This window comes from Lyngbya sp. CCY1209 (genome assembly GCF_055795065.1).
Map to the genome: position 1 here is coordinate 1 of NZ_JAYFER010000062.1, position 281 is coordinate 281.

Genomic DNA, 281 nt, shown 5'->3' on the forward strand with positions numbered 1-281 from the left:
GGGCGTTTTTCATCCCGTCCGGGTTTTGGTATCCACACTCTCCGTAACGGTTTGGCTTTGAAGTTTCCTTTGATTTCCTCGGTAAGTTCAAACCTTTGTTTCGGGGATATCGCTATCACTCCATCCACTCCGGCTGTTTTCTTGCCTTGGTTATCTTGAGTTACACGCCTTACCGCTAAGAGCCTTGCGTAGTATGACTTCAACAGGAGTCTTTGCAACCTTCTAGCTTTTGCGTCCTGTCCCGATTGAGCCGCTTGATAGATACGTTTTTGCAACTTGAA

At 47.0% G+C, this 281-nt stretch carries 1 protein-coding gene; it reads right to left on the minus strand.

Going from position 1 to position 281, the window contains the following annotated elements:
* On the minus strand, positions 1–281 hold a 281-nt coding region (locus AC0QHF_RS00325; RefSeq protein ID WP_324702200.1), incomplete at both ends, for a reverse transcriptase N-terminal domain-containing protein.